The sequence below is a fragment of the Pseudomonas sp. BAY1663 genome (assembly GCF_000582595.1).
Taxonomy (GTDB): Bacteria; Pseudomonadota; Gammaproteobacteria; order Pseudomonadales; family Pseudomonadaceae; genus Stutzerimonas; species Stutzerimonas stutzeri_AF.
Window position 1 is genome coordinate 1 of sequence record NZ_AZSV01000134.1, and the last position, 7,272, is coordinate 7,272.

At 68.8% G+C, this 7,272-nt stretch carries 9 protein-coding genes and 1 pseudogene; 6 read left to right on the plus strand and 4 right to left on the minus strand.

The window, feature by feature from the left end; all coding sequences use genetic code 11:
* The coding region (locus tag BAY1663_RS21490) for an NTP transferase domain-containing protein (RefSeq protein WP_164838487.1) at positions 1–427 on the minus strand (427 nt) is incomplete at its 3' end.
* A 42-nt stretch (positions 428–469) separates the two neighbouring features.
* A pseudogene (locus BAY1663_RS21495) lies at positions 470–1,026 on the minus strand (DJ-1 family glyoxalase III).
* A gap of 157 nt (positions 1,027–1,183) precedes the next feature.
* On the opposite strand from BAY1663_RS21495, the gene BAY1663_RS21500 reads away from it, so the two are divergent.
* Positions 1,184–2,479 carry an NCS2 family permease gene (locus BAY1663_RS21500; RefSeq protein WP_037044885.1) on the plus strand — a complete coding sequence of 432 codons (1,296 nt, stop codon included), beginning with the start codon at positions 1,184–1,186 and terminating at the stop codon, positions 2,477–2,479.
* A 112-nt stretch (positions 2,480–2,591) separates the two neighbouring features.
* Positions 2,592–3,680, plus strand: coding sequence for a tRNA (uridine(54)-C5)-methyltransferase TrmA (gene trmA, locus BAY1663_RS21505; protein WP_037044887.1), 1,089 nt, complete (start codon positions 2,592–2,594; stop codon positions 3,678–3,680).
* Between the two features lie 48 nt (positions 3,681–3,728).
* Here the strand turns inward: trmA and BAY1663_RS25585 are convergent, their stop codons facing one another.
* Positions 3,729–4,103 (minus strand): 2Fe-2S iron-sulfur cluster-binding protein, encoded by a 375-nt coding sequence (locus tag BAY1663_RS25585; protein WP_256206939.1) that lies wholly within the window; start codon positions 4,101–4,103, stop codon positions 3,729–3,731.
* 177 nt (positions 4,104–4,280) lie between these two features.
* Positions 4,281–5,321, minus strand: coding sequence for a cytochrome b/b6 domain-containing protein (locus BAY1663_RS24230; RefSeq protein ID WP_256206940.1), 1,041 nt, complete (start codon positions 5,319–5,321; stop codon positions 4,281–4,283).
* Positions 5,322–5,458: 137 nt separating this feature from the next.
* Here BAY1663_RS24230 and BAY1663_RS21515 point away from each other — a divergent pair, with 137 nt between their 5' ends.
* The 4 genes from BAY1663_RS21515 to BAY1663_RS21530 all read left to right on the plus strand — a co-directional run.
* The gene (locus tag BAY1663_RS21515) at positions 5,459–5,866 is read left to right on the plus strand and encodes a DUF1924 domain-containing protein (RefSeq protein WP_037044889.1); all 408 of its coding nucleotides are present in this window, start codon (positions 5,459–5,461) and stop codon (positions 5,864–5,866) included.
* Between the two features lie 10 nt (positions 5,867–5,876).
* Positions 5,877–6,401: a diheme cytochrome c gene (locus BAY1663_RS21520; RefSeq protein WP_037044891.1), complete on the plus strand. Its 525-nt coding sequence runs from the start codon at positions 5,877–5,879 to the stop codon at positions 6,399–6,401.
* A 94-nt stretch (positions 6,402–6,495) separates the two neighbouring features.
* A complete protein-coding gene (locus BAY1663_RS21525; protein WP_037044893.1) occupies positions 6,496–7,056 on the plus strand; it encodes an RNA polymerase sigma factor in 561 nt (186 codons plus the stop codon).
* Positions 7,049–7,272, plus strand: a 224-nt coding sequence (locus tag BAY1663_RS21530) for an anti-sigma factor (RefSeq protein WP_037044895.1), incomplete at its 3' end; no start/stop codon positions are given. The genes BAY1663_RS21525 and BAY1663_RS21530, both read left to right, overlap by 8 nt.

Sequence of the window (7,272 nt, forward strand, 5' to 3'; positions counted from 1 at the left end):
CGGCGGCCTGGTGGAGCGGCACCACCAGCGTGTCCGCGGCGATGGCGGCGGCGATGCACCGCAGCGTCTGTGGCCGCACGTAGGGCATGTCGCCCAGCACCACCAGCCAGCCGCGCGCAGCGGGGCAGCGCTCGACGGCCTGGGCCAGGCTATGGCCGAGACCGCGGGTCTCTACGGTGAGAACCTCGAACGGCCCGGCATGCGCCTGCAGCCAGTCGCGCAGATCGTGATTGTCCTCGCGCACCACGATCACCATCCGCTCGGCCACGCCCTGCAGGGCGTCCAGCGTGGCCCGCAGCACCGGCGGAGAAGGCGCATCGGCGCGGCTGGGCGCCAGCAGCTTGTCCTCGCCGCCAGCCTGGCGATAGCGGCTGCCCTGCCCCGCCGCCAGGACGATGGCGCAGACGCCCGCTGCCAGCTCAGGCACCGCAGCGCTCCGGCGCCGCCAGCCCGCCCCTCGGGCGCATCGTCAAACGGGCACCAGCATGTCGGCCGCGACCTGGCGGCGCTTACCCTTGCCGGCAAGTTGCTCAACCAGGGTCAGGGCGAACTCCAGCGCGGTGGCCGGGCCCTGGCTGGTGATGCAGTTGCCGTCCACCACCACCGGCTGGTCGACGAAGGTGGCGCTGCCCAGATGCTCGCTCATGCTCGGATAGCAGGTGACCCGGCGCCCCTTGAGCACGCCGTAGGCATGCAGGCCATCGGCGGCGCGGCGCAGATGGCGGCGAACGCATGCCCGCCGGCGGCCTGCCGGCGCAGCCGCTCGGCCAGCGGCTCCAGCTCGCCGAGGGTCTTCGCCCCCGGCATGCCGCCGGGCAGCACGATCAGGTCGAAATCCTGCGCCAGCACGTCGAGCAGCATGGCGTCGGCGGTGACCCGCGTGCCACGCGCGCAGGTCAGCATGCGCCGCTCTTCGGCGCTGGCGACCACCACATCGAATTCGGCGCGGCGCAGCACGTCGATCAGGGTCACCGTCTCCAGGTCTTCGGAGCCGTCGGCGACCGGAATCAGGACACGTTTGCTCATGGGGTTTCTCCTGCTCAATGGAAATTCAACCGAACCGCCGGCCAGTGTAAGATGCGCGGTTTTTGCGGCCGCCCACCTTATGGGCTTTGCTGTAGCGAGTCACCCGGCAGAGGCGGCAGCCACCAACACACTCCTGACCGGCACGAGAGGATTGACCATGCTGGAAAAGCTGTTCCAACTCAAGGCGCACAACACCACGCTGCGCACCGAGATCCTGGCCGGTATCACCACCTTCCTGACGATGGCCTACATCCTCTTCGTCAACCCGAGCATCCTTGCCGAGACCGGCATGGACCACGGCGCGGTATTCGTCGCCACCTGCCTGGCCGCGGCCATCGGCTCGGCGATCATGGGCCTGGTCGCCAACTATCCGATCGCCCTGGCGCCGGGCATGGGCCTGAACGCCTTCTTCACCTACACCGTGGTGCTGACCATGGGCTACACCTGGCAGACCGCGCTGGGTGCGGTGTTCCTCTCCGGTGCGATCTTCTTCGCCCTGTCGATCTTCAAGATCCGCGAATGGATCATCCACAGCATCCCGCTGGCCCTGCGCGCCGGCATCGCCGCGGGCATCGGCCTGTTCCTGGCGATCATCGCGCTGAAGAACGCCGGCATCGTGGTCGACAACCCGGCGACCCTGGTGGGTCTCGGCGATCTCACCGCCGGCGGCCCGCTGCTGGCCTGCCTGGGCTTCTTCCTGATCGCCGCGCTGGCCTACCGCCGCGTCACCGGCGCGGTGATGATCGGCATCCTGGTGGTCACCGGGCTGTCGATCCTGCTCGGCCTGTCCGAGCTGGGCGCGGTGGTCTCGATGCCGCCGTCGCTGGCACCGACCTTCCTCGAACTGGACATCGCCGGCGCCCTGGACATCGGCCTGCTCAGCGTGATCTTCGCCTTCCTCTTCGTCGACCTGTTCGACACCTCCGGCACCCTCATCGGCGTGGCACAGAAGGCCGACCTGCTGGACAAGGACGGCCGCATGCCGCGCCTGGGCCGCGCCCTGCTGGCCGACAGCACCGCGACCATGGCCGGCGCCGCGCTCGGCACCTCGACCACCACCAGCTACATCGAGTCGGCCGCGGGCATCAGCGCCGGCGGGCGCACCGGGCTGACCGCCTGCGTGGTCGCGCTGCTGTTCCTGCTCAGCCTGTTCTTCGCGCCGCTGGCCGGCGCCGTGCCGGCCTATGCCACTGCGCCGGCGCTGCTGTTCGTCGCCGTGCTGATGATGAGCAGCCTGGCCGGCATCGACTGGGACGACCTGACCGTCGCCGCGCCGGTGGCAGTCGCCGCGCTGGCCATGCCGCTGACCTTCTCCATCGCCAACGGCATCGCCTTCGGCTTCATCGCCTGGACCGCGATCAAGCTGCTGGCCGGTCGCTGGCGCGAGCTGAGCCCGGCGATGTGGGTGCTCTCGGCGCTGTTCATCATCAAACTGGGCTGGTTTACCGGCTAAAGGCAGCTGCAAGCTGCAAGCTGCAAGCTGCAAGCTGCAAGCTGCAAGCTGCAAGCTGCAAGAAAAAACGTGGCGCACTCCGCGCCACCTGTCGTCATTATCCGAGTGAACAATGAGCCGCCCGCATTTCGCCCCCGCTACCTACGACGCCCAGCTCGCCGAAAAGACCGCCCGACTGGTAGAGCTGCTGGCGCCCTTCGACGCGCCGGCGCCGGAGGTCTTCGACTCGCCGCGCGAGCACTACCGCCTGCGCACCGAGTTCCGCCTGTGGCGCGAGGACGGCCAGCGCCACTACGCGATGTTCGAGCCGGGCGACAAGCACAAGGCGATCCTGATCGACGACTTCCCCATCGCCAGCCGCCGCATCAATGAACTGATGCCGCGGCTCAAGGCCGCCTGGCAGGCATCCGAGACGCTTTCCTTCAAGCTGTTCCAGGTGGAATTCCTCACCACCCTGGCCGGCGACGCGCTGGTCACCCTGGCCTACCACCGACCGCTGGACGAGACCTGGCAGGCCGAAGCCGAACGGCTCGCGGCCGTCCTGGGCGTGAGCATCGTCGGCCGCTCCAAGGGCCGGCGCATCGTCATCGGCCGCGACTACGTGGAAGAGGAACTGGTGGTCGCCGGTCGCAGCTTCCGCTATCGCCAGCCGGAAGGCGCCTTCACCCAGCCCAACGGCGAGGTCTGCCGGAAGATGCTCGGCTGGGCCTTCGACGCGCTAGGCGAGCGCGACGACGACCTGCTCGAGCTGTACTGCGGCAACGGCAACTTCACCCTGCCGCTGGCCACCCGCGTGCGCCGCGTGCTGGCCACCGAGATCAGCAAGACCTCGGTGAATGCCGCGCTGGCCAACATCGAAGGCAACGGCATCGACAACATCGAGCTAGTGCGCCTCTCCGCCGAGGAGCTGACCCAGGCGCTCAACGAGGTGCGGCCGTTCCGCCGGCTGGCCGGCATCGACCTGAAGGGCTACGCCTTCGGCAGCGTCTTCGTCGACCCGCCGCGCGCCGGCATGGACCCGGACACCTGCGAGCTGACCCGCCGCTTCGAGCGCATCCTCTACATCTCCTGCAACCCCGAGACCCTGGCGGCCAACATCGCCCAGCTGGCCGACAGCCACCGCATCGAGCGCTGCGCGCTGTTCGACCAGTTTCCCTATACCCACCACATGGAAGCCGGGGTGCTGCTGGTCCGCCGCTGAGCGGCACCTGCGGCGCGGCGGATAAGCCGGCGCCGTCATCCCCCCGTCTCAATACTCCACCTGCAGCTCGGCGCTGCTCGGCTCGGCCTGACAGGCCAGCACCCAGCCCTGGCGCACTTCGCCCGCGCTCAGCACCTGGTTGCTGCGCATGCTCGCGCTGCCTTTCACCACCCGGCACTTGCACGCGGCACAGACACCCGAGCGGCAAGCGCTCGGCGGTTGCAGGCCGGCCCGCTCCATCGCCTCCAGCAGCACCTCGCCGCGCGGCACATCCAGCTCATGGCGACGGCCGTCGAGCGCGACCCGCAGGCGGCTGCGGCGACCGCCCGGTGCGGCCGTCGGCGCTGCGGCAGCAAAGCGCTCCAGATGGATGCGCGCCGCATCCACACCCAGCTCGCCCAGCGCGGCACCGGCGGCATCCATGAACGGTTGCGGCCCGCAGATGAAGCGTCGGCCACCGTCCAGTCAGCGATCTTCGCGGCAATCGCCGGGCCGCTCGGCACACCCTGCTCGGCATCGAGCCAGATGCGCAGTTGCAGACGCTCGGGGTAGCGCCGGGAGAACTCGGCCAGTTCCTCGGCGAAGATCAGCGAGCCGGCATCACGGCTGGCATAGAATAGACGTACCTGCGCTGCCTTCGACCAGCGCCGCCTGCAGGATCGCCATCAGCGGCGTGATACCGCTGCCGGCACCGAGCAGCAGCAGATCGTCATCCAGGTTGCGCGGCACGAACACGCCGGCCGGCGGCAGCGCCTCGATGCAATCGCCCGCCTGCAGGTTGTCCAGCAGCCAGTTCGACGCGCGGCCGCCGGGCACCTGCTTGATGGTGATGCGCAGCGCGCCATCCGCCTGCGGCCGCTGTGACAGCGAGTAGCAGCGCAGCAGCGCCGGCTCGGCACCGGGCACCTTCAGCGTGAGGAACTGCCCCGGCTGCGCGGCAAAGCGGGCGCGCTGGGCGGCCGGCACCTGCAGGGTGAACGAGCAACTGTCGACGGTTTCGGCCTGGCGCGAGGCAATGCGCAGGCGGGTGAATTCAGCGGCAACCGGCGTCGGCAACGGTGCTAGCGAGGTGGCGACCGCAGTCGCTGCCGGCGCCGAAGCCGAGGCCGAAGGTGCAGTCGAAGCCGGCCCCGACTTGGCCACGCCGCGCAGCATCGGCCATACCGCCTTGCGGCGAAACAGCAGCACATAGCCGACGTGCAGGCCGATCAGCCACAGCCCCAGGTTGGCGAAGAACTCGTGCACCTCCTCGGCATCGCTCATCCAGCCGACGAAATCGATGTCGCTGGCGGCGCCGAAGACATCCGGCCCCACGCCCGGCAGGGCGGCCAGCACATCGCCGTTGTCGACCATGCCCAGGCCAACCACGCTGGCAATGGCGAAACTGCCCAGCGCGCCGACCGTCAGCCACTTGCCGACGCTCGACAGACCCGGCTTGCTCCGCTGCCCCTTGGGCGGCAGCAGCTGCGGGAAGCCGCGCAGGCGCAGCGGCACGATCAACAGGCGCCACACCAGCAGCGCGACCAGGCCGTAGCCCAGCCAGATATGCAGCGTCTCGGCGTCGTCACCGCTGAGGTAGACGCCAAGAAAGAAACTGGCCAGCAGCCAGTGGAACAGACGGAAACGATTGAAAGCGGCCACAACGGCGATCCTCTTGATGGACGCCGTCTTTGTATTCCCGCGAGCTGAAACGAAACTGAATGCCCCGGCCGCGGCGGTTCAGCTTGGCGTAAGGCAGCGCGCCTAGCCTGCGCTCATTCCCAACCGGAGAGCGCACCATGAAAGCCCGCTGGATCATCCTCCTGTCCTGCTGCCTGAGCCTGCCGGCCCTGGCCGAAACCGAACACCCGCTGCTGGCCGGCTACGCCGCCCAGGCGCGCCAGGAGAATCCGGACTTCGCCGGTTTCTCCGCCGAGCGCGGCAAGGCGCTGTACTTCGCCGAGGAGCAGCGCAACGGCAAGACCATGAGCTGCACCACTTGCCACACCGCCGACCCGCGTCAGGTCGGCAAGACGCCCGCCCACCGCAAGGTCGAGCCGCTGGCGCCGGCGGCCAACCCCGAGCGCTTCACCAACCTGAAGAAGGTCGAGAAGTGGTTCCGCCGCAACTGCGACGATGTCTACGCCCGTGAATGCACCGCGCAGGAAAAGGGCGACTTCATCAGCTGGATCGACAGCATCAAGTAAGGAGCCCGCCATGAAGATTGCACCCCTCGCCGCTGCCGCCGGTCTGGGCCTGACCCTGGTACTGGTAGGCCTCAGCTTCGCCGATGACGACGACCATCACGGACGCAAGGGCTACAAGCGGCCCAAGCGCCTGTCGGTACCCAGCGACGCGCCGCTGGTGTGGAAGGAAGAATGTGCGGCCTGCCACATGCTCTATTCCCCCGGCCTGCTGCCTGCCGATGCCTGGCGTGAGCAGATGCGCACCCTGAGCGATCACTACGGCAGCAATGCATCGCTGGACCCGGTGCAGGAAAAGGAAATCCTCGACTTCCTGATCCGCGCCTCGGCCGCCAACCGCCTGCCGGTGGAACCGTCACCAACCGTCGGCGAACCGCCACGCATCAGCCAGACGCGCTGGTTCGAGCACAAGCACGACGAGGTCAGCGAGGCCAAGTTCGCCCGCGAGTCGGTCGGCGGCCGCTTCAACTGCGTGGCCTGCCATCGCGACGCGGAAAAAGGCGACTTCGACGACGATCGCGTGAAGATTCCGCGCTGAGGCAAAAATAGCTGGAACATTTCGCCAACCGTTGCGTTATATCCCCGCGGCAACCCAGCCGGCAGCACATGCGGCCAGCCCAGACGAGCAGTTAATGAACGACAGCGAACCGGAGCTCATCCAGCACGCCGCGCGTGGCGATCGCCACGCGTTCGGCACACTGGTGCGCGTCCATCAGGCGCGGGTCTACCACTTCCTCCGTCGCCTGCTCGGCAGTGCCGACGAGGCCGCGGACCTGACCCAGGAAACGTTCATCCGCGCCTTCCAGGCGCTGCCCAGATGGCGCCCGGAGGCACGCTTGCAGACCTGGCTGCTGCAGATCGCGCGCAATGCCGCGCTGGACACGCTGCGCCAGCGGCAGCGCTACGTCGACCTGGCGCCGGAGGAGCAGGCCGAGCCGGTCGATCCGGCGCCATCGCCGCTGAGCCGACTGCAGACCGGGCGCGATCTGGCATTGCTGGAACGCCTGCTGGCCCGCCTGCCCCACGAACAGCGCGAGATCCTGCTGCTGCGCGAGGTGGAAGGGCTGGCCTACGACGAACTGGCCGCCACGCTGCAGCTCAACGCCGGCACCGTCAAGTCGCGCCTGGCACGCGCCCGCGAGGCGCTGCTGCACGGCTATCGCCAGGCCAACGGAGGCACCCTCGATGACTGAGCATCTGGACATGGCGAGCCTGTCCGCCTACCTCGACAACGAACTCGACGCCGCCGAACAGCGCCACGCCGACGAGCACCTGGCGGTTTGTTCGCAGTGCCGCGCCACCCTGGCCGAACTCGACGGGCTCGGCCAGGGCTTGCGCGCGCTGGCCTGTCCGGCGTTGCCAGCCGACTTGCAGGCGCGTCTGCAGCGGCCCTTTGCGCCACCGCCCGC

Coding starts and splice junctions, on each gene's coding strand:
- BAY1663_RS25585 (WP_256206939.1), bottom strand. CDS start 4,103: ATGGATGCCGCCGGTGCCGCGCTGGGCGAGCTGGGTGTGGATGCGGCG.
- BAY1663_RS21520 (WP_037044891.1), top strand. CDS start 5,877: ATGAAGATTGCACCCCTCGCCGCTGCCGCCGGTCTGGGCCTGACCCTG.
- trmA (WP_037044887.1), top strand. CDS start 2,592: ATGAGCCGCCCGCATTTCGCCCCCGCTACCTACGACGCCCAGCTCGCC.
- BAY1663_RS21500 (WP_037044885.1), top strand. CDS start 1,184: ATGCTGGAAAAGCTGTTCCAACTCAAGGCGCACAACACCACGCTGCGC.
- BAY1663_RS21515 (WP_037044889.1), top strand. CDS start 5,459: ATGAAAGCCCGCTGGATCATCCTCCTGTCCTGCTGCCTGAGCCTGCCG.
- BAY1663_RS21525 (WP_037044893.1), top strand. CDS start 6,496: ATGAACGACAGCGAACCGGAGCTCATCCAGCACGCCGCGCGTGGCGAT.